The following is a 21,707-nucleotide window of genomic DNA, read 5'->3' as shown; positions in this document are numbered from 1 at the left end:
TCCTAACGAACAGAACTAAGCAATGAATCAAACATTTGCTGAGCTGTTGTCATGATCCTGGCTGAAGCTTGGTAAGATTGTTGATAACGCATTAAGTTGGCAGCTTCTTCATCTAAGTTCACTCCCGACTCACTTTGTACACGGTTATATGCTTGTAGATAAACAGCTTCATTTGATTCAAAAGACACGGCAGCGGCTTTGGTTTTGCTAGCAATATCAAGCTTACTACCTTCAAACACGCCAGCTAAGGTCGTTGTGCCGCCATTCATTAATTTTTCATCTGACAGTTTCGCCATTTCTATCGCATTGCTGTTATCTCCTTCGGCAAATGATAAATCGAAGGTATAACTGTCGGTTACGCCAGCTGTTGACGTGTCGCTAATTTCAAAATCAAAGCCATAAGGTGTACTAATTTGTGGAGGAGTAAATGCCGTTGGGCCACCAATTGCTGCGCCACTGGCGTCAAAAGCTTGATAAGTATTTGTAACGGTATCGATTTGAATAGTGATTTCACTATCAGTCACAGGGAAATTAGCATTTGCTCTATCTATGCTAGTTAACTTAACACTGGTGTCACCCGAGTTAGTGGGTTCACCAGTAATTTTAGGGGCAGCTGCTGCAATACCTTTGGGATCGGTCATTTCGACACCAATACCTGCTGCGGCGCCTGCATTAGGTCTAATTTCAAACTTATCACCATCTGCAAAACCTGCTGGCACCGAGTCAATTTGGATACTGAATCCATCTCCGCCCGTTAACTGGTTATTGACAGCATCATAGGTCAAAGCTTGTACTTCACCTGTTTTAGTATCTTTTAACTCATAGGTTGAAGGTGCAGTAAACGACAGTTCATATGAACTTCCTGTCAATTCACCGACATCATCTATGTTGACTCGGATTTTGGCAGTACCAGTATTTCCGTCAAATTCACCGACACGCCCAGCTGACATCAGTGGATCATTTATATCAGTAAATATATTTTGACCAATTTCACCATTTAAATCATAGCCATTTGACTGCATTTCATTGAATGCATCAGCAATACCTAACGCTAATTGACCTAATTCTTGGCCAACAGGCACTAAGGTTTCATCGCGAAATTTAAATAGCTCCCCAAGTTGACCGCCTAGTTTTGATCCATCAATAACTAAACTTTGATTACCAGTGGTTGTGGTCAAACGAGATTCATTGGGATAAGGGTCTCCAGTCGTGGTACCGATTTGCATTGAAACTTCACCAGACACCAGCATCACAGAGCCGCCTAACATGACACTTTTAGCACCATTCTCAAGCGGAATAACGTTGACTTCGGAATACTCACTTAACTCCAAAATAAGTGCATCTTGTTTATCTAGTAACTGGCTGTCTGGACTTTCGCTTTTCATTAGCTCTAGATTAATGCTAGCCAGCTCATTGCTGATTTCATTGATGCGATCAGCCATCGCACCGATTTGACTATTAGTCTGTTTCATCTGTGAGTCGAGATGAGACTGCATTTGATTTAGGCTACTTGCAGCTTGTTGCGCTGCGCCAAGCATACTGTCACGCATACCGATATCGGTTGGTAAATCCGCCACACTATTAATGCTTGAGAAAAAGTCATTTAATCGATCTGGCACCATTGAACCAATTTGTGAATAGAGCTGATCCATCTCATTCATTTTGGTGTAACGAGTTTCTGCGGCGCTCATTGAGGTTTGACCTATACGTAACTCTCTGGCAGCAAAGTCATTGTAGATCCGTTTTACATCAGTAACGTAAGTACCCGTGCCATAAAAGCTGTTACCAATCTTTTGGGATTCTAACGACGACTGCTCGGCAACTTGACGGTGATAGCCAATCGTATTGGCGTTAGCAATGTTATTACTGGTAACGCCCATTTGAGATTGAGCCGCCAGTACGCCGGTGCGGGCGATATTTAATAAATCAACAGCCATTAGTTAGTCTCTCCTGGTAATGCAGACTTAAGTCCATTAGTCACTGTTTCCATCACTTTTAGCACTTTCTTTGCGTATTGAGGATCAGTGGCGTAGCCAGCTTTTTGTAACTCATTAATAAATTTTGCAGGTTCTGCAGCCACTTTTTTGGCCTCTTGGTAACGTTCACCATTGGCAATAAAGGACACAAAATCATTAAAGCTTTGTTCAATACTGTCGTACATTCTAAAGTCAGCTCTTTGTTTAACAGCCTTGCCTTGCTCATACTCCAAGGTGTTCACCGATGTCTTATCACCCTGCCAGCGAGTATCGGCTTTAATGTTAAACAGGTTATTACTAGCCGTGCCGTCTTGACGTCTGATCATTTTCTGACCCCAGCCTGTTTCAAGTGCTGACTGAGCAAGCAACACTTCAGGTGTTGTTCCCAGGGCTTTAGCTGCTTTTTCAGCATGGGGATAAAGCGTATTAACAAAATGCGCAGGGTTGCTAAATTCGGACGGCGCTTTATTGACTGATTGCGGCAATTGATTGCCATTAGCGGCAACTGAAGTACCCTTTTCGCCTGCCAGAATTTTCGCCATTGCTTGCTCATCGATAACCGAGTGATGACTGGCAAGCTGATTAACATTTACTACTGGTTCATTGGGTATTTTTTGCGCAAATGACGGTATTGGACTGACCGCAATGTCTGCTGATTTGTTATCAAATAAACCATGTTGAATGTTTGCATCAATATCGCCACGAAGGACAGAGGCAGGCTTAAATGGTGTATCTTGAGGTGATAATTGCTGAACCATTAAATCAGCAATGCCCAGCATACCTTTATCAGACAAGTCCACTGACATTTGTTGATCACGCATGTTCTCAAAAAACTCAGTGGTTTGACTGTTCATTGGACTGTCTGATTTAAAAGCTGCGTTAGCATCACGCATGCTTTTCATCAGCATTTGAATAAAGATACCTTCAAACTGTTTAGCGACTTCTTTAAGTGCCGCTTTCTCGTCTTTCTGAGCCTGAGAACGTAATGAATCTAGTCCTCCTAGATCCAGAAAGTGCGATGAATTTGACAGCTTTTCCATAGTCGTACCGACAATATTTAGATGATGATAAGTTCACCATGCAAAGCGCCTGCCATCTTTAACGCTTCTAATATTGCAAGCACATCAGAAGGCGCTGCGCCAACCAGGTTTACAGCACGTACAAGCTCATCTAATGTCGTACCTGGGTCAAACAAAAACATACGACTGTCTTCTTCAGCAACATCAATTGTGCTATCTGTAGTGACAACCGTTTGACCATTTGCAAATGCATTTGGCTGCGAAACTTGCGTTGCTTCTGCAATGGTGACCGTTAATCCGCCATGCGTCACAGCTGCAGGCATTAAACGCACATTTTGGCCAACGACAATGGTGCCAGTGCGTGAGTTAACAATCACTTTCGCAGATTCATCAGCTATCTCGACTTCAACATTTTCTAATGTCGCTAAAAAAGAAACTCGCTGTGATGCATCACGAGGCGCACTGACTTGAATAGAGGTTGCATCTAACGCTCTTGCCATACCTGGACCTAAAAAGTCGTTAATTGCATCTGCCATACTTTTAGCGGTAGAAAAATCTGAACGACGTAGGTTAAAAGTTAGATGATCCCCTGTCGCAAATGGACTCATCACACTGCGTTCAACAATCGCACCACCAGGAATACGCCCAACTGTTGGCGTATTTTGAATCACTTGCGAACCATCTAAACCTTCTGCACTGAAACCACTAACCACTAGACTACCCTGTGCAATAGCGTAAACATTGCCATCAACCCCTTTTAAAAAGGTTTGCAGTAAAGTACCACCACGTAAGCTTTTTGCTTCACCTAAACTCGATACGGTAATGTCAATATTTTGACCGGGCTTAATAAATGCTGGCATCTCTGCATGCACCGCTACCACGGCCGCATTCTTGGTTTTAGGGTTCACATTATCAGGTAAATTAATGCCAAAGTTTTTCAGCATGGTTCTGAATGTTTGTTCAGTGTATTTGGTTTTTTCACCAGTGCCGGGCAAACCAACCACAAGGCCATAACCAATCAGTTGGTTACTACGTACACCTTGAACGTTGGCAATATCTTTAATTCGCTGTGCTTGAACTGGCGCAGAAAATACCGTTAATGCAACTGAGGCGGTAAGGGCAATGGAGATAAATAAAGATGAAATTTTCATGGCATACTCCTTAGAAAGGCCACCATTCGCTCATAAAGAATGAGCTTAACCACCCTACTTTTTGAACATCTGCAAATGTACCCGTTCCGCTATATTGAATGCGGGCATTGGCTACTCGAGTTGACTGAACTGTATTCTCAGGAGTGATATCTTGACTTCTTACCATGCCTGTAACACGAATAAATTCATCGCCATTGTTAATCGAAATCCATTTTTCACCACGGATAACCAAGTTGCCATTACTGAGCACTTGCATCACGTTAGCTGAGATACTGCCATCAAGGCTGTTAGATTGGTCAGCATCAGCTTCACGCTTGGTGTCCATCGCATCAGAATAACGTAAATCAAGTGGTACACCTTTAATGGTCACATTGCCGCCACCAGCATAGATAGGGTCAACACTCAAATTAGAGTCTTTTTTGATTTCGTTATTGGCGCTTTTTTTAGCTTGAGTCGATTCATTTAACAACACTGTGATAATGTCACCGACTTTATGTGCTCGTATATCTGAATATAAGCTCGACGATTGATGATCCATGTAAATCGACCCCGTCGACACCATTTTAGTTGGTGGTGCTTCTGGATACACTGGCGCATAAAATGGATCATCAGGTATAGGTTTTTGTTGCGTTGAACTACAACCGGCAATGAAAATAACGGATGCTAACGCTAGGTATTTATTCATAATCCAGTTCCTTTCAATAACAGTTATAGGTTCTGAGTCACGTAAGACATCATCTGATCAACAGCTGATATCACTTTAGAGTTCATTTCGTAAATACGCTGACTTTGAATCAGGTTTACTAGCTCTTCAGTCACATTAACATTTGATGTTTCTAATGCCCCTTGGCGAATAGCGCCTAAGCCATCTAAAGAAGCTGTGCCCTGAATAGGCGTTCCACTTGCGCCAGTTTCGGTATACAAGTTTTGCCCTAATGGATCTAACCCTGATGGATTAATGAAATCGCTCATGGCTAACTGTCCAACAACTGTGCTTTCTGTCGCGCCAGATAATTTTACGGATACTTCACCTTCGGCAGAGACTGTAATTGAAGTTGCGTCATCAGGTATGGTGATTGACGGTTGCACGACATAACCAGAACCTGGAGTCACAATCTGGCCATTTTCATCTAAGCTAAATTGACCATTTCGGGTATAAGCAGCGGTGCCATCAGGCATCTCGACTTCAAAAAATCCAGGGCCTTCAATCATTAAATCTAAAGAGTTATCAGTGGTTAACATGTTACCTTGGGTGAACATTTTTTGAGTTGCCACGACCTTAGTACCGGCACCAATGTTCAAACCATTCGGCAGCTTAGTATTATCAGCACTTATACCACCAGCTTGATTGACTGTTTGATATAGCAAGTCTTCGAATACTGCACGGCTTTTTTTGTAGCCTACGGTGCTCGCATTCGCCACGTTATTAGAAATAACTGCAATATCGGTTTGTTGGGCATCTAAGCCTGTTTTACTGATCCATAAAGCGGGATGCATAATTATTACTCCTAACTCACTCTCATTAAGGATGATGAAGCACGGTCTAGCTCTTCGGCATTTTTCATCATCTTCACTTGCATTTCGTATTGACGCTGGATATCAATTAACGCCACCATTTCTGAAACAGCGTTAACATTACTGCCTTCAACAGCCCCTGTTTCGATATTCACATTAGGATCGTTCGGCGCATTTAAGCCCGAAGTCAGCCTAAATAACCCATCTTCACCACGCATCATTTCTTCATTTGATGGATTAACTAATTTAATTCGGGCCACTTCTTCAACCACATCCGCAGTTGCGCCCTGAGGTCTTACAGAAATAATGCCATCAGGCGAGATTTGAACTTTGTCGATTGGTAGTGGCAAAACTATCGGTCCAGCCTCTCCCATAACAGGGTTGCCTCGACCATTAGTTAATAAGCCTGTACTGTCAAAACTTAGACTACCGGAGCGGGTATACGCTTCGCCGCCATCAGCACCTTGCACTGCAATCCAACCTTTATCTTTAATCGCAATGTCTAAATCACGACCCGTAGTTTTAATTGGGCCTGAACTAAAATTTTGCCCAGGGCTTTCAGTCATAGAAAAGACACGTGTCGGTAAGCCTTCCCCAAATGCTTGCATAGAGCGAGCTTGAGCCAAATCAGCTTTAAAACCATCGGTATTCGCATTGGCTAAATTATTGGCACGAACAGCCAAAGCATTCATATTTTGCTTTGCCCCACTCATGGCAACATACAGTAATTTGTCCATCTGCCGCTCCGTCAAACTTTTTACATAACTAAAGATATAACTAGAACTAGCAATGAGTGTGCCAATATATAAATTGTGAATAGAGAATGGCTAACTAAATGAAATGTATTTGAAAAGCAGGAAGTGAAAAGAAAAACAACAAGAGGCAAAAAACGAAAAGGCAAAGAGTTGCCGTTGCGGCAACTCTTTGTCAAAACAAGTCAAACTTATCGAATTTGAAGAATCGACTGATTTAACGTGTTATTCACTTCAAGTGTACGAGAGTTCGCTTGGAAGTTACGTTGTGCAGAAATCAAATCCACTAACTCAGTGGTCAAATCAACGTTAGATTGTTCAAGCGCCGATGAACGAATACTACCAAAGGTACCACTATTTGCTTCACCTGCTAGCGCTGGACCAGAATCTAAGCTGGCTTTCCAAGAAGTATTACCCACTTGGGTTAAACCTTGCTCGTTAGCAAAACGAACCAAAGCAACTCGAGCTAACGGTTCAGTCGAGCCGTTACTGTAACTTGCTGTCACCAAGCCATCTTCGCCAATACCTACGTTAGTCAAACGACCGACGGTGGTACCATCTTGAGTTAACTCAGTCACTTCAAATGGAGATGCATATTGAGTTGGGTTATTAAATCCAACGGTGACTTTTTGACTGCCATCTGCGCCAGGGCCTAATACGTTAGCACCATTAACACCCAGCTCAACAGTTTCAACCACCGCAGGATCTGAGCCAGTATATGCGCCCGCATCATTGAACTTTAATACCGAGCCTTTCCAACCTGATGCATTTTCAGCAAACCTTGTCGTATCAGCAACACCGTCACCAGTCGTATCAGCGCCGTATGAACCACCATTTGCTTGGTCAATATCAACTTGTTTGCCATCTACAGCATAGAATGCAACCCAATTACTTTCACCGGTATAAGCCCCTTCTGTCGGCTTAACAAAATAGGTGGTCATAATGTGCGATTCACCAAGTGAGTCATAAATCGTCACTGAAGTTGATTTATTAAACGTGTCAGGATCGTTGGGATCAAAGTTAGCAGGATCTAATGGCGTTTCACCCACATCAAGGTTCATCTGTAGGCCAATATTCTCAGTTTTTACTGGGCTACCTGCCGTATCAGGGATCTTAATTGGTTGAGTCGTCGTTAAACTAACCGAGGTAGAGTTACCGTCAGCATCGACTGGGAACCCTTGTAAATAGTTACCAGCTGAATCAGTCATGTAACTTTCTGAGTTAACTTTAAATGCGCCAGCACGAGTGAATGCGTGATCTTGAACTCCCACACCTGATGATGTCACAAAGAAACCACCGCCACTTATCGCCATATCTAAAGAGTTACTAGTAAACTGTAAACTGCCTTGCTGAAATTGCTGTGCAACCTGTGTCGTTGTCGCACCGCCACCGACAGCAGTTTTGCTGTTTGAGAAAATTGAATTAGCATATACGTCAGCAAACTCGGCACGAGATTCTTTAAAGCCTACGGTGTTAACGTTAGCAATGTTATTCGCAGTGGTATTGAGATCTTTTTGAGCTGCAGAAATACCACTCAAAGCAATGTTAAACGACATAATTCACCCCTTTCCTACTCATTCTGTTTGTTTTACTGACTGCCACAGCTGCCAGCTTTAAATTTGATAAGCTAATTAACTTTCAGTGACAGCTAAGACATCTGACAGCTGAATACCACCAATACCACGTAGGTTTAATATTGCCCCTGTTGTGGTGTTACCCAGTGACACGCTCGTCACATGCGCATAGGTCGATACTGCTAAATCTTCTGATTTTCCATCAATTTTGCCGTTCGCTTTTATCGCGTAATTGCCTTCAGGAGCTGGGTCGCCATTTTTATCTAGCCCATCCCATGACACATCAATGTTACCGCCAGCAGAGCCGTCAACTTCAAAGGTTTTAATAACTTGGCCACTTTCATCTTCAATACTGACTGTTATCGTATCGATAGAAGTTGGTGTACTTATCACGCCATTGACTTCTGGACTATCTGACGATATGTGCCCCGTATCAGACGGAATTAACACTTTACGGCCTACTAAACTTGAAGCCTGCAGCGCCTGACTCGAACTCGTTAAGTTATTTAAGTTGAGAATTTCTTCATTCAACTTGGCAATACCGTCAACGGTTGAGAATGATGCCATTTGCGAAATCATTTGATCGTTTTCAACAGGCTTAAATGGATCTTGCATTGATAACTGTTGACTCAATAAAGCAAAGAAATCTGATTGAGTCAGTTCCTGGCTATTAGGTTCAGGTGTTTCTGGCTCTCCTTGTAAGGCCACACTGTCTAAAAATGCATTCCCCGTACTGGCTGTTTCTTGTGTATTGGATGCAATACCAGTACTACTAGCAGATTGAGTCTGTGGTAAAGACTGACTGCTGTAAGGATTAATGAGGCTCATCTTTTACCCCCCACAAAATTCATATTACTTACCCATACGAAGTGTTTGTTGCAGCATAGATTTTGCCGCATCAGCCACTTGGACATTCATTTGATAAGAACGAGATGCTGAAATCATATCCGCCATCTCTTCCATCACATTGACATTCGGTTTGTAAATAAAGCCGTCACCATCAGCCATAGGATGATCAGGAGAAAACTCCTTTAATAACGGTTTATCACTTTCAACAATGCCCTTAACATTGACACTGTGAGAACTATTTTGCTCATGGCTTGCTTTGGCCATTTCAGCTTCAAAAATCGGATGACGAGCCTTATAAGTTTGATCAACACTACTGGAAACTGAATCAGCATTGGCAATGTTACTGGCGGTAGTATTAAGTCGCACTGATTGTGCTGACATACCAGAACCCGACACATTAAAAATATTAAATAGACTCATGATTAATCACCTCTAATAGCTTTACGCATGCCTGAGAACTTGCTTTCAAGAAAACCCAGTGACATTTGATATTCCAAGGAGTTCTGCATAAAGGCCGCTTGTTCTTGTTGAGAATCAACGGTGTTGCCATCACCTGTATCTGGTTGATTAGGCACTCTAAACTTAACGTTTTCCTGGCTTAACGCTTTCAAGTCGAAATGTTTGTCAGTTGTTTGACTCATCTGTAATCCACTTTGCTTAGCGCGTGCGCTGTTCATTGCTGCAGCAAAGTCGACATCTCGAGCTTTATAACCTGGCGTATTAGCATTGGCGATGTTGCTGGATAGCACTTCAGCCCGTTGTGCACGTATGCCCAAAGAGTATTGATGTATACCTAAACCATTTTCAAAATTAATCGCCATAAAATTGCCTCCACCAGCTAACTGACAGAATTAAAGCAAAGCTTATGCCAAAAAAATTAGATTATTAGAAATGAAATGATAAAAATGAAAATGCCAACGAATGCTGGCATTAATAAATAAAAATATTCAACTATTACAATAAATTATAGTTAACTCTTCTTCTGGTAATATATACCAGGGTTGCACCTAACCATATTGAACTCGTCCGTTAATCCTGAGATAGACTCTGACGCCCCTAAAAACAAAATACCGTTAGGATTTAAAGCGGCAGCAAATTGCCGCAATATTTTTGCTTTTGCCTCTGGGGCAAAATAAATCAGAACATTACGGCAAAAAATAATATCAAACTTTCCTAAAAGGCTATAACTTTCAAGAAGATTGTGTGCCCTAAAGTTTACCAAACGCTTCACATTATCTTTTACTTTCATGTTACCGGAAGGCAAAGGATCAAAAAATTGGCGCTTACGCTCAGGTGATAACCCTCTAGCGAGGGCTAAACTATCGTATTCAGCATTTTTACAACGCTCAAGCATTGACGGAGATAAATCTGTCGCTTGAATGGTTGCATTACCCGGTAATGCGCCTGGTTTACGTTGCTGGTATTCCAAAATCGTCATCGCAAGCGAATAAGGCTCTTGCCCTGAAGAACAAGCAGCAGACCAAATTTTTAACGGTCTTCCTAAGCGACTGTATTCAGGTAATAACGCATTATTGAGCAACTCGAACGGATATTTGTCCCTAAACCACAAGGTCTCATTCGTTGTCATTGCATCAATGACTTCGGCCCTTAAATGCCTTTCCGTTGGCTTCATCGACCTTTTAACCACTTCTGATAATGACGGCAAATCATATTTACCCATCAAAGGAGCTAATCGGCTTCTTACTAAATATTGCTTGTTGTCACCTAATACAATGCCGCTGTGCTGTTCTAAAAAGAGCTTAAACTGATTATATTCTGCTTCAGCGAGTGATTTATTCGTCACATTTACATCCTATTATAAGAAATGACACTAGCGTCACTTCAGAGTGAACAGGTTACTTTTATTAACTTATCACGACTATCGACAAGCACAACGTATTGCTCACAATAACTGTCTGACTATCTATTTAATCATAGTCAGACTTATCAATATTGCTTATAAAATTAGGTGTTTATTTACAGCAGATGCTAATTCATCTGGATTAAACTTGGCGATAAAGTCATTGGCACCCACTTTCTCAACCATTGCTTGGTTAAATACACCACTAAGGGATGTATGAAGTACCACTTTAATGTCTTTCAACTTAGGATCGTCTCTAATTTCAGCCGTTAAGGTATAACCATCCATTTCTGGCATTTCGATATCCGAAATAATCAAAGGTATTTCTTCAGCAACATTATCCATCTCTGTCGCAATCGCTTTAAGCTTTTCTAGCGCATCTTTACCATCAATGGCGGTATCAATTTGCAAATTAAGCGACTCAAGCGAACGAATAATTTGTTTACGGGCCACTGCAGAATCATCAATGACCATGATGTGATAATGCTGGTCACGATCAATGGTTAACGCTTCATTAGCTTCTTCACTGATTTCAGTCTTAACAGGTGATATTTCGTCTAAGATTTTTTCAACATCTAAAATCTCAACCAATTCACCTTCGATTTCTGTTACCGCAGTTAAATAAGAGTTACGCCCAGCCCCTTGTGGTGGTGGCATAATCGATTCCCAGTTCATATTGATAATACGTTCAACTGAACTGACTAGGAACCCTTGAATACTTCGGTTGTATTCAGCAATGATAATAAAACAATTCTCTGTCGATGTAAGAGGACGCCCACCTGTTGCAGCACTCAAATCAATCACAGAGATGGTTGAACCACGGATATGGGCAATACCTTTAATCAGCGGACTCAAACGAGGTAATGTCGTTAACGGAGGACATTGCAGCACTTCTTTTACTTTAAATACGTTAATGCCAAAACGCTGACGTCCATTCAACTTAAATAGTAACAACTCTAATCTGTTTTGACCTACAAGCTGCGTACGTTTATTAACTGACTCAAGAATACTCGACATAACCCTGCCTTGTTTTATTTATACTGCCCCTAAGGACTTTATTACTTATGACTTAAAGCGACCATAAGCCATATTTGTCAAATTGTAGCATACGCTGCAATTATTTATGTCGCGATGACTATCGCATTTAGGTAATAGGCATACTTATTGCTTATTTAAACCGTATCGGTGCTTTCAAGCCAAAAAAGTCAAACTTATGACGCTTTATTTGCCCGATAACCATTTATCCAAAATCAAAGCGTTGTTAGCTTAACTTAAAAGTATAGAGGTATTCTGGCCACCACCGCTAGAAACAAGATATGAAGAAAAACACATTACTGTTATTGCTCATTCTTTGCATTCATTTACCGGTTTTTGCCAGTGAACAAAGCACTATTACCTATACTTTATCGACCATCACCGAGCTAGCTAAAGAGACAGTTGCAAAAAAAATTGCAACCAGTCCAAATGCCAACCCCAATGCGAAAGTGAATATCATTCCCCAAAGCTTAGAAGGAAGGTTAACCCCACCCGCTTGTTACCCTCCTCTCTCTGTTGCTATGGCAAGCGACCGACCGATTAACCGAACCAATACCGTTAAAATTAGCTGCATCAGCCCAGACTACGATTACCCTTGGCAAATGTACTTATCGGTTAAAGTCGAAGTCATGTATCCCGTCGTCACCGCAATTGGCATCATTGAAAAAGGTGAGCTCATCACTCCTGAAGCCATCGAAATTAATTACGTTGACCAACACAGTATCCGAGGACAGTTTTTCTCAGACACAAGCAACATAATCGGCACCCGCTCTAAAAGACGTGTCGCAGCGAAAGCCCCATTGCTGAATAATAACCTATGTTTTGTCTGTAAGGGGGATTCGGTATCCATTTACGCAAAAACAAATAGCTTTGAAATAAAAACAGCTGGTGAAGCATTAAGAGATGGCAATATAGGCGATGCAATAAGAGTCAGAAATGCCAACTCAAACAGACGATTAGATGTCATTGTCACAGGAGTTGGCGAAGTTGAAGTTAGGATGTAAAATATTCCTAAAGTTTTTTCCAACAGGGTCGATAGCCTGTTAGGAAAACCATAAATTACGCTGGAGCCTAAAATGGCAATTGATATTAACAATCTTAAAACAGCATCACACACTCAGTTGCGTACTAATCGTGACTCAGGTGCTGCCCCAAAAGCTGCCGAGTCAGCTGGGCAACAGGCTGCACCTATTAAAAGTGATTCGGTCAGCATTACCTCGCAAGCACAGCAGCTGCAAGGAGCCCAAACTAACATGGCATCTTTACCTGAAATTGATCAAAGCAAAGTTGATGCAATAAAGTCAGCCATTTCAGAGGGACGTTATAAAGTCGACCCTGAAAAATTAGCGGCAAATATTGCAAGCTTTGAAGCTGACATGAGCGGACTAAATTTCGACCAAGAGTAGCGTCATACCTGCTCTTGGATAAACAATCATCATCGCATTACGCCTTGTCGTTATGATGTGGGTTTTTATAAAGAGTAAATTATGAATGAATTACTACAGCTGTTATCTTTTCAGCACGGCACTTTGTCGTCGCTGAAAAAACTTGTATCTGCAGAAAAGCAGGCCTTAGCAGATCAAGATGCCGACACCTTGTTAGCACTTGCACGCGAAAAAGTGGCGTGTTTGAATACGCTTCAACAAAATGATGAGAAATTAGCTAATCATCCTGATAAATCTTTGCTCAATTCAGAGCCTAAACTCATTGAGAAAGTCGCTGAAGCTAAAACCATTCTCGAAGAGTGTAAAGACATCAATAATCAAAATGCTAGCTTAATCGAACTGAATATCGCGAGCTTAAACCGCTTTTCTCAAGCCATGCAAATGAGTAGAAATGCCACCAGTTTAACTTATAACGATAAAGGCCGAACGTCGACAATTTCATCTTTAGGCCAAAACCTAAAAGCCTAAGTTAAGCTAATATCAATTTAAGCCATGTAGACAGTTCATCCTAGGTCAACTGCAATTTCTCCAATGGCAAAACATCATCGCTAATGACAAACATAAAAAAACCGCCTTTATTGGCGGTTTTTTTATGTTTGTCGGAATTTACATTAAAAGTATGTCACTTCTTTTACACGACGGGGGCGGTTTTGTTGCTGATAAAGATCCCACACCTGAGCAAAATCCAGCTCTAACTCGGTCACATACATATCCCCCGCAGGATAGCTTTTTACTACTTTCGCCCCTTTAATCATTCCTGACACATTGGCAGAAACGGTTTCGTTATTGAGCATCCAGTCGCTCATTTGGCTATGAGCATCAATCTGTTGACCATATACCTGCTCGGCTAATTCTCGATATGCCGCGATTTTTGACGCTTGCATGGCCATTAGAACTTTATGTGACTGCTCTTTCGCAGGCTGAGTCGCTAAAGGCGCATAACCAATTGCAGTTAACTTAGGGAACTGATCTGGCGCTTCTGTTTCCCATTGCACATATTTATCATTACTTGCACAACCACTTATCGAGATTGCCAATAATGAAACCAATAGAACCACTAACTTATTCATAATTTCGCTCCCAATACTACGGCATTACCTTGACCAGACGCTTCATGGCGGAAAAGCAATCCATCTTGAAAAATGACTTGATTTGAAGGTGATAAATAGCCAGGTAGACTATTCATATTCACAAAAGTTTGCACTGCTGACACCACCCGATTATTAGTCACATTCACAATTCTTGCATTAAGAACTAAGCCCATTGGTGTGGTATCCATAGTCGAAACGACAACGTGAGAGACAGGCAAATCAGACGGAAGTAACTTCCAATCTCGACTTAAAATAAACTCGCCATGCTCAGTTGAACGTAATGCATTCGCCACATTTAAATCGACCAAGTTAAATTCATGACTATGAAAAGCGGCAACAAAACCTTGCTGTAACTGTAAGCCTAAAGCATCCGTTTTGCTGTAATCACTGGTATTAACCGGAGTGGTTACAAGTAAAGGTTGGTCAGAGCGTAAACTGTCATTTTGTAAAACCAATTCATTTACGACTTTTTCAGCCAATATATTCACATGTGATTTAGGGGCTAGACCGGCTTTAGTAATGTCATATTGTAAAGGCGCAGGCTGCACTTCAGCATCATCACTAAACCAAAAGCTAGTTTCAGTAGGCTTTTCTACATAAGCTAACTCATTTGTCGACACAGGCGGCTCGCTAGCGCAAGCAGCCGCTAGCAACGCAATGGGAAAAATGATTAAACGGCTCATGGCTTATTCCTTATTACAATGACGTCTCAGCATTGATGTGATGTTAGGTTCAGTAATGTTGCCGCTAACTGGCTTTAGGCCTAATCAGAGCACACATTAAACACACTATAGATAGTGTATCGACCACACATTCAAAACCTTTACCTTGAAATGAAGAATTTATCTCCATCTGTTCACTGCTAAAAGCTCATACAGGCATGGTTTTTGCTTTTATTATGATAATTAATTTAAGTCGTGCTAAACCGTCATAGAGTTGGCACCCTTTTTCTTCGATATTGTGAAAAGCGAACATGAACATGCCAAACGTTAGCTCTAAATATTTGACGATTATCATGCTGGTTATTCTTTCAGCTTGTTTCAGTCACTCTGTATTAGCGCAAAGAGTTGAAGTGTCAGGAAAAGCCAAAATTATTGACGGCAATATAGATAAAGCCCGCGAGGATGCGATTAATCAAGCATTAAACTATGCCAGCTTAAAAGCGGGTGTGAACTTTAATAGCCAGCAAAGTATTAATCAGGGCAACTTAACTCAAGATGCATTTCAAATAAAACGCATGGGTCAAGCTAACGATATTGAGCTCGTGTCTGAAATCATCAGCGCATCAGATATCACGGTTATGTTGCGGCTCAATCTTGAGTCTAAACCCCAAGCACAGCAATGCCACAGCCAACAATTAAAAGCGGCAATAATGATCCCCCAAGCCATCATGCGTGACCGCTCACAACTTCGATACGGACAACTTGCTAACTTTGAACAAGCTTTATCACAGCAGTTTGGCAATTTATTAAATAATGGCTCTGACTACAGTTTTGCTCGTATGCACGCCGAGGAGAAGCTTGACCATACCAACCAACTCATTAACTTCAAAGGCCAACGCATACCAAGCTGGCTTGGCGAAATAACCGACAGCCAATATATCTTACAACCGGAAATCCTGGATATTTCAACCGAGCCATACTCGAGCTCTTTATTTGGATTATGGGATGAGACACCTTTAAGGCAAATTAATTTACGGTTTACCATGTTCCATGGCATTAGTGGTGAAAAAGTGTGGAGCAAAGACTATCAAGCAGAAGCTGAGTGGGATTTTGAACGAGATGAAACCGTTTCACCTTCAACCCAACGGTTTTGGGGCTCAACTTATGGTCAAACTATGAATCAGCTTTTACAACAAAGCACTCAAGATATTGATAATTTACTAAATTGCCGACCTTTACTCGGTCAAATCGTTGCTAAGCAAGGTAATAGAATCATCATTAATTTAGGCCGTCGAAATAACGTCAAAATGGGTGATAACTTCCAAATCGTGTTACAACAAAACATTCCTGATAGAGTGAATTTAATGCGAGCTGTTGCAACTAAAAATAGAGCTACGGTCACCATAGAACAAGTTTCAGAAGAAAGCGCCACAGCCCTACTAGAAGGTATTGAAAGCTCTGGCAACATACAGATCCAAGATATTGTGATTAAGATTTAAACATCAGTGAACATGAATCGATAAAACATATACCAATAGACAAGAAGGTTTTACTTACAATGGCTACATCACAATCAGTTTTTAATAATCAGTTCGCCATTAGTCAATTTGATGAGTACTACTTGCCCTGCATCAACAGGAATACCTTTGAAAAAGAAGACTCTATAACCGCTTTTAAAAAGAAGTATAAACAGGATATTTTTAAGGAAGATACATTACACATCATTCTAGGTCTCGATTCTGGCTTATTGGTTAATTATATTCTTGAGTCTCCACAGGTAGCAGGAAGTAAATACATTTTTGTAGAGCTTCCAGAAGTCATGTCGATGTTAAATATTGATATACCAGAGGAGCAGAAACACTACCTTAAAGTGCTAAGTCTTGAAGAACTTAATGAACATATAGAATCGGGCGAAGATGATTTATTCCTTATAAAAGATCAAATCGCCATTACACTCTCATTAGCCGCCTCTGCAGGCGTGGTTGAAGAATATTCAGGCTACTACAGCCAAATTTATAAGTTAATAAAACAACAAACCACCTCACATAAAGCAAATTTTACTCAAAAGTCATTTTTTGTAGAACAATTTTTCAATGTTGTCGAAAATAACCAACCAGCTTCGATATTGAAAAATCAATTTGCAGGTAAAACTGCAATAGTGATTGGTGGTGGCCCATCACTTGATGAACATATTGATTGGATTAAAGCTAATTATGAACAGCTTTTCATTCTTACCGTATCAAGGTTCGCATCAAAGTTGTCTGCTGCTGGGATCCCAGCTCATATTATTGTTTCAGTAGATCCTCAAGATACAAGTTTTGAGGTTAACCGCGATATGATGGGCCTCGCAAATGAAAGCCTGTTTATTAACTCACATCATGTCAATCATCGAATCATTGCTCAGTGGAATGGAAAATCATTGTTCTTAGGCAATCGGTTCCCATGGGAAGAAACTAACAACATTCTTACCATTGGTCCTACGGTAACCAATAGTGCTATCAGAGTGGCAATTGAAATGGGCTTTAAACAAGTGCTTTTAAGCGGCGTTGATTTATGTCACTCCTCTGCAGGCGTCACTCATGCAAAAGGAAGCGTTGAAGCCAGTGCCGGAAGTAATAATAGTATTATTCATGAGTGGGTAGAAACCTACTCAGGTAGCATTGCTGAAACGCCCATTCAACTGATACATGCAGCACTCGCGCTAAAAGAAGAAGCTGAGACTTACCCTAATGTTGAAATCGTTAACCTATCTATAAATGCAGCTAAAATTCAAGGTATTACCCATATACCAAAAGAACAAGTTTCAATTGTTTCAGCTGATTGCAGTCCAAGTCAGTTACTCGACATGGTTCCATCTGCTAGTGAAAACAAACAAGAAAAATTACAACGTATTCAAACTGAATTATTTGCTGCTAACGAGGCTTTCAAAGCAATAAGCAAGCTGGCTATCAAAGCCTTACACATTAATAATGAAGCTAAAAAGTTGAAACAGCACTCTGCAGCGTTTCAAGCTAAAGCGAGTGAAATCGATAAAATTGAGCAAAAAATAAATAAGAAATTTGCAAAATATAATATGTCGATAAAGGTATTCGGCTATTTTGAGTTTACGCAATTTCTGACAACAAAGGAGACTCAGGATTGGTCCTTTAAACAAATGAATTCAATGACTCATTTGTACTATAGTGCTTATCAAATCATTACTGAACAGCTTCAAGAATTAACAGAGACCGCGCTAGATATTGTCAAATTAAGACGTGAAGAAATAAGCGACACACCATCAATAGAATTGATTACCGAAGGCTGGAAAAAACATAACCAACCGGGACGAGTCAATATTTTTCAAGCGATGCTCAACAACACAGCCGCTAGCTCTTTGACACTAGATGAAAAATCCAAACTAAAATCAGCAAGTGACAGCTATCAAGATCAACTCACAAGCTTTGCTCATCCATACTTTTCGATGAAGAAAAAGAACCAAAATTTAGACAATACATTAGCCAAAATTCTAGATTTGAAACAACATAAGAATATCGATGGTTTAACACTACTCACTAACAATATAGAGCCATTAATTGCCAATGATAAGTTTGCACATAGGTTATTCCATCTCGCGTTGCATTATGTACATTTTTTAGAAAATAACTTTGATGCAGCATTAACTGCGTTACTGGAAATTGAACCCACAAGCAGAACTGAAGTCGAATTAAAGCAGCAGTTATTGCTGGCACTAAAATTACACAAAATTGACTTAGCAGAAGAAACAATAACGTCTTTAGGTCAGTACAGTGACGAATATTACCCTCAGCATGCCCATATATTGTCCTTACAAGGTAAAAACCAGCAAGCATTGGATTTGTATTTAAATTATTTAGACAAATACCCTACTGACGAAAGTACATTGATTAAACTCGGCGTCTTTTTAGCAGGGCTTGGGCAAATCGAAGGGGCTAAATCAGCTTTCGATAATGTGATGCAAATCAATCCTGATAATGTCACCGCTAGAAACTACCTAAATCAGTTAGCAACAGGTAATGCATCTTAAAAGTCTATGATGTTGAAACTACGCGTTAGTTGACGATTAAAGGTCAACTAACTCAACTGCTTAACTATTAAGCATTTAAATTTGAAGCCTTTTAATCATATTAAAAGCTTGTATAATTGCCCTGTCTCCCTATAGCTCAACAGGATAGAGCAGTCGCCTCCTAAGCGATCGATCAGGGTTCGAGTCCTTGTGGGGAGACCATATCAGCTTATTAAGATGCTAATAACTCCCCCCTCTAACTCTTATGTGAACTTTACTTATAAAGACTTAACTCAAACTCTTGTGTTTATAGAGTCGCAATTCTGAATTAAATCCATCTACCGTTTCAAACCCAAATGGATGAACATTCGTTGATACCAACTGATAATCAGGTAAAAAGGTATCGTAATCATCACCTTTAATTTGCTCTTTAACCCCTGCATGGCTGCCATCTGTTGCCAATTGTTTTCCTTCACGTAGATTTCGTAAAAGCACGTATTTACAGTTGAGTCTGGCAACATGTTCAAGATAGTTCTTAACGATATCAGGTTCCATTTCTTGAAAAGAAATAAAGTTAACGAACATGTCTAAATCGCCGCTCACCTGAGGCAATTGCCATGGACACAAAACGGCCCCTTTATAACGTTTAGAAAGGTTAGGTAAAGATGGTTCTTGCATCGATTTAACCGTTTGATAATCAGCAATATTATCTTTTCCAAAATGCGTTTGGAGGTAGTAAGTCGAAAATAAGCAAGTCGGTGCAATATCAACATTCATATAGAATGTGTTGTTACGACTATCGCTTAATAAAATCTCGCCGAGGGAGCCAAAACCGCCACCGATTTCAAGCACTGTATTAATTGGAACATCTTTAATTTGCTGTTTAAGGAAATTAAGACCCAATAAATAATTCAAACTAGAGCGACTAAACTTACGGTTTTCGAACTCAAAATGTTCAATTGGTGTACCTATCGAGCTTTCACTGAACTTATCAGTAAACGGCTGCTTGTTAGTCTCACTTGCTTTATACACTCTAAAATCACTTCTTGCATGGCTTTCACCCGACAAGAAATCCTGCATAGATAGAATTGCTTTTTGATCTCCAGCTAACTGAGCTTCGCAAACTCCGACCAGGTCTTGATACTTTTCATGACGCGTCGCCCAACCATGAAATTTATAGGTTGGTACAAAAAACGATAATGCACTCTTAAGACTTCGGAAATTTTCAATACCATGAGTTTCAATATCTTGCTGCAAGCCATTAGCACCAAATTGCCAAAAGCTGGTTGGCAAATATTTGGAATCAACTTGCTTCATATCTTTACTGATTATTTCAATTTGTTCAGTCCACATGGAACATCACCCTTTCATTTTTTATTATTAACGTCCTGTTAAAGTTAACAAAAACAATAAAGCAGGAAGTAAGTAAAATACATTTTAGCGAATAGCCCACACACAACGACTCCATTGCGTTATGACCAGTTTCACTATTGTTGCAGAAAATCTTTTTTATCAAGATCCTCAGCCAATACTGGCTCACCAACATTAACGCTGCGAATCAATGTTGCCCCAATTAAAGACTTCATATGCTTTGGATGTAAACCACTGCCATTACGCAATACTTTAATATCCTCTTCGCCTATCAGCTCACCGGCAGAGCGGTCTCGGCAATAAAAAATTGAGCGGCGGCGAAGTTTATCTTGTTCAGACACACTGTAATTGACTTTACCTAAACATGATTCGACATTTCTGATCTGATTTACCATGTCACGAAACTCATCAGGCTCCATTGAAAAAGCAGAATCTGGGCCGCCATCATGTCTGTCTAATGTGAAGTGTTTTTCAATGATTCTGGCTCCCAGGCTCACAGCTGTCATCGGCACTAATGAGCCCATGGTGTGATCGGATAACCCAATCGGCACGTTAAACTTTTTCTGCATATCGGTGATCATATGAAGATTGGCATCGTTTAAGCTTGCAGGATATTGAGAGGTACATTTAAGTAAAGCAACATTAGTATTGCCTGCTTCGAAACAAGTCTTAAGCGCTAACTCAATGTCCTTATCATCCGCAACGCCTGTGGAAATAATCAGAGGTTTGCCTGTACGTGCGGCTTTATCAATGAGCGGAATGTGGTTAATTTCGAAAGAAGCAATTTTATAGTAAGGAACATTAAGTGTTTCAAGAAAATCCACACCCTCAAGATCAAACGGACTTGAGAAAAACGCCATACCTAACTCGTGGGTAAGCGCTTGCAATGGCTGGTGCCATTCATAAGGCAATGCGGCTTCTTGATAAAGACTCCATAAGGTACGTCCTTTCCACAAACCCGCTTTCCGTTTGCCAAAATAGTCATTATCGACATCTAGACATAACGATTCTGGACGGTATGTTTGAACTTTAACAATATCCGCTCCAGAATCAGCCATCGCCCTTACCGTGTCGCAAGCTCGTTGTAAGCTACCATTGTGATTGGCTGACAATTCGGCAATCACTATGGCTTTTTTAGGTAACCAATCAGTCATTTAATTTACTAAAATAAGCGATTAAAGCGGCTGGGGAAGTTAACTCGTCAATCAGCTCATCAGGAACTTGATGACCTGTAAGCTGCTCAAGTTCAACAAATAAATTAAACATATCTAGGCTATCAAACCCTGCTTCTTCAAAGGTTTTATCAAGCACTAGACCTTCGGTATCAACTGCTGCACCTGACTCTTCTAAGGCTTTTTTTATTACGTCTAAATTGACCATGTTGG

The 21,707-nt window shown here is 40.6% G+C and carries 22 protein-coding genes and 1 tRNA gene; 6 read left to right on the top strand and 17 right to left on the bottom strand.

Annotated features, from left to right (window positions below; all coding sequences use genetic code 11):
- Positions 1–2: 2 nt before the first annotated feature.
- The 12 genes from flgK to J8L86_RS14830 form a co-directional block, all read right to left on the bottom strand.
- The gene (gene flgK / locus J8L86_RS14885) at positions 3–1,937 is read right to left on the bottom strand and encodes a flagellar hook-associated protein FlgK (RefSeq protein WP_065108535.1); all 1,935 of its coding nucleotides are present in this window, start codon (positions 1,935–1,937) and stop codon (positions 3–5) included.
- Complete coding sequence (flgJ, locus tag J8L86_RS14880) at positions 1,937–3,016, bottom strand: flagellar assembly peptidoglycan hydrolase FlgJ (RefSeq protein ID WP_211030924.1); 1,080 nt, start codon at positions 3,014–3,016, stop codon at positions 1,937–1,939. The genes flgK and flgJ overlap by 1 nt, the downstream gene beginning before the upstream one ends.
- Positions 3,017–3,033: 17 nt before the next feature.
- On the bottom strand, positions 3,034–4,146 hold the full coding sequence (locus tag J8L86_RS14875) for a flagellar basal body P-ring protein FlgI (protein WP_082420009.1): 1,113 nt from the start codon (positions 4,144–4,146) through the stop codon (positions 3,034–3,036).
- Positions 4,147–4,156: 10 nt separating this feature from the next.
- Positions 4,157–4,831, bottom strand: coding sequence for a flagellar basal body L-ring protein FlgH (flgH, locus tag J8L86_RS14870; RefSeq protein WP_055025043.1), 675 nt, complete (start codon positions 4,829–4,831; stop codon positions 4,157–4,159).
- 23 nt (positions 4,832–4,854) lie between these two features.
- Positions 4,855–5,643: a flagellar basal-body rod protein FlgG gene (gene flgG, locus J8L86_RS14865; RefSeq protein WP_055025044.1), complete on the bottom strand. Its 789-nt coding sequence runs from the start codon at positions 5,641–5,643 to the stop codon at positions 4,855–4,857.
- Between the two features lie 11 nt (positions 5,644–5,654).
- Positions 5,655–6,398 carry a flagellar basal-body rod protein FlgF gene (flgF, locus tag J8L86_RS14860; RefSeq protein WP_065108537.1) on the bottom strand — a complete coding sequence of 248 codons (744 nt, stop codon included), beginning with the start codon at positions 6,396–6,398 and terminating at the stop codon, positions 5,655–5,657.
- A gap of 206 nt (positions 6,399–6,604) precedes the next feature.
- Positions 6,605–7,969 carry a flagellar hook protein FlgE gene (gene flgE, locus J8L86_RS14855; RefSeq protein ID WP_211030923.1) on the bottom strand — a complete coding sequence of 455 codons (1,365 nt, stop codon included), beginning with the start codon at positions 7,967–7,969 and terminating at the stop codon, positions 6,605–6,607.
- Positions 7,970–8,044: 75 nt separating this feature from the next.
- Positions 8,045–8,815, bottom strand: coding sequence for a flagellar hook assembly protein FlgD (flgD, locus tag J8L86_RS14850; protein ID WP_055025047.1), 771 nt, complete (start codon positions 8,813–8,815; stop codon positions 8,045–8,047).
- A 24-nt stretch (positions 8,816–8,839) separates the two neighbouring features.
- On the bottom strand, positions 8,840–9,256 hold the full coding sequence (gene flgC / locus J8L86_RS14845) for a flagellar basal body rod protein FlgC (protein WP_211030922.1): 417 nt from the start codon (positions 9,254–9,256) through the stop codon (positions 8,840–8,842).
- Positions 9,257–9,258: 2 nt separating this feature from the next.
- Positions 9,259–9,657: a flagellar basal body rod protein FlgB gene (gene flgB / locus J8L86_RS14840; protein WP_065108539.1), complete on the bottom strand. Its 399-nt coding sequence runs from the start codon at positions 9,655–9,657 to the stop codon at positions 9,259–9,261.
- A 149-nt stretch (positions 9,658–9,806) separates the two neighbouring features.
- A complete protein-coding gene (locus J8L86_RS14835) occupies positions 9,807–10,640 on the bottom strand; it encodes a protein-glutamate O-methyltransferase (protein ID WP_055025050.1) in 834 nt (277 codons plus the stop codon).
- Between the two features lie 153 nt (positions 10,641–10,793).
- Positions 10,794–11,714, bottom strand: a complete 921-nt coding sequence (locus J8L86_RS14830; RefSeq protein WP_065108540.1) for a chemotaxis protein CheV — start codon at positions 11,712–11,714, stop codon at positions 10,794–10,796.
- 299 nt (positions 11,715–12,013) lie between these two features.
- Here J8L86_RS14830 and flgA point away from each other — a divergent pair, with 299 nt between their 5' ends.
- The 3 genes from flgA to J8L86_RS14815 all read left to right on the top strand — a co-directional run bounded on the left by flgA (position 12,014) and on the right by J8L86_RS14815 (position 13,645).
- Positions 12,014–12,736, top strand: a complete 723-nt coding sequence (gene flgA, locus J8L86_RS14825) for a flagellar basal body P-ring formation chaperone FlgA (protein WP_080916258.1) — start codon at positions 12,014–12,016, stop codon at positions 12,734–12,736.
- Between the two features lie 72 nt (positions 12,737–12,808).
- Positions 12,809–13,138: a flagellar biosynthesis anti-sigma factor FlgM gene (gene flgM / locus J8L86_RS14820; protein ID WP_055025053.1), complete on the top strand. Its 330-nt coding sequence runs from the start codon at positions 12,809–12,811 to the stop codon at positions 13,136–13,138.
- 81 nt (positions 13,139–13,219) lie between these two features.
- Positions 13,220–13,645, top strand: coding sequence for a flagellar protein FlgN (locus tag J8L86_RS14815; protein ID WP_065108542.1), 426 nt, complete (start codon positions 13,220–13,222; stop codon positions 13,643–13,645).
- A 143-nt stretch (positions 13,646–13,788) separates the two neighbouring features.
- Here the strand turns inward: J8L86_RS14815 and J8L86_RS14810 are convergent, their stop codons facing one another.
- Complete coding sequence (locus tag J8L86_RS14810) at positions 13,789–14,247, bottom strand: LPP20 family lipoprotein (protein ID WP_065108543.1); 459 nt, start codon at positions 14,245–14,247, stop codon at positions 13,789–13,791.
- Positions 14,244–14,951 (bottom strand): FlgO family outer membrane protein, encoded by a 708-nt coding sequence (locus tag J8L86_RS14805; protein ID WP_065108544.1) that lies wholly within the window; start codon positions 14,949–14,951, stop codon positions 14,244–14,246. Before J8L86_RS14805 ends, J8L86_RS14810 begins: the two co-directional genes overlap by 4 nt.
- Positions 14,952–15,241: 290 nt before the next feature.
- Between J8L86_RS14805 and J8L86_RS14800 the strand changes: the two genes are divergently transcribed.
- From J8L86_RS14800 to J8L86_RS14790, 3 genes are all read left to right on the top strand, one after another.
- Positions 15,242–16,429 (top strand): flagellar assembly protein FlgT, encoded by a 1,188-nt coding sequence (locus tag J8L86_RS14800; RefSeq protein ID WP_055025057.1) that lies wholly within the window; start codon positions 15,242–15,244, stop codon positions 16,427–16,429.
- 59 nt (positions 16,430–16,488) lie between these two features.
- Positions 16,489–18,972, top strand: a complete 2,484-nt coding sequence (locus J8L86_RS14795; protein ID WP_211030921.1) for a 6-hydroxymethylpterin diphosphokinase MptE-like protein — start codon at positions 16,489–16,491, stop codon at positions 18,970–18,972.
- Between the two features lie 125 nt (positions 18,973–19,097).
- Positions 19,098–19,173: transfer RNA gene (locus J8L86_RS14790), tRNA-Arg, on the top strand.
- Between the two features lie 66 nt (positions 19,174–19,239).
- On the opposite strand, the gene J8L86_RS14785 is transcribed toward J8L86_RS14790, so the two are convergent.
- The 3 genes from J8L86_RS14785 to J8L86_RS14775 form a co-directional block, all read right to left on the bottom strand.
- Positions 19,240–20,304, bottom strand: coding sequence for a putative sugar O-methyltransferase (locus J8L86_RS14785; protein ID WP_211030920.1), 1,065 nt, complete (start codon positions 20,302–20,304; stop codon positions 19,240–19,242).
- Between the two features lie 134 nt (positions 20,305–20,438).
- Entirely contained in the window at positions 20,439–21,476 is a 1,038-nt protein-coding gene (pseI, locus tag J8L86_RS14780) for a pseudaminic acid synthase (protein ID WP_065108557.1), read from the bottom strand.
- On the bottom strand, positions 21,469–21,702 hold the full coding sequence (locus tag J8L86_RS14775) for a phosphopantetheine-binding protein (protein WP_055025067.1): 234 nt from the start codon (positions 21,700–21,702) through the stop codon (positions 21,469–21,471). Before J8L86_RS14775 ends, pseI begins: the two co-directional genes overlap by 8 nt.
- Between the last annotated feature and the right edge of the window lie 5 nt (positions 21,703–21,707).

Source organism: Shewanella sp. MMG014 (genome assembly GCF_018100775.1).
Taxonomy (GTDB): Bacteria; Pseudomonadota; Gammaproteobacteria; order Enterobacterales; family Shewanellaceae; genus Shewanella; species Shewanella japonica.
This window is presented reverse-complemented; position numbering and strand designations above follow the sequence as displayed.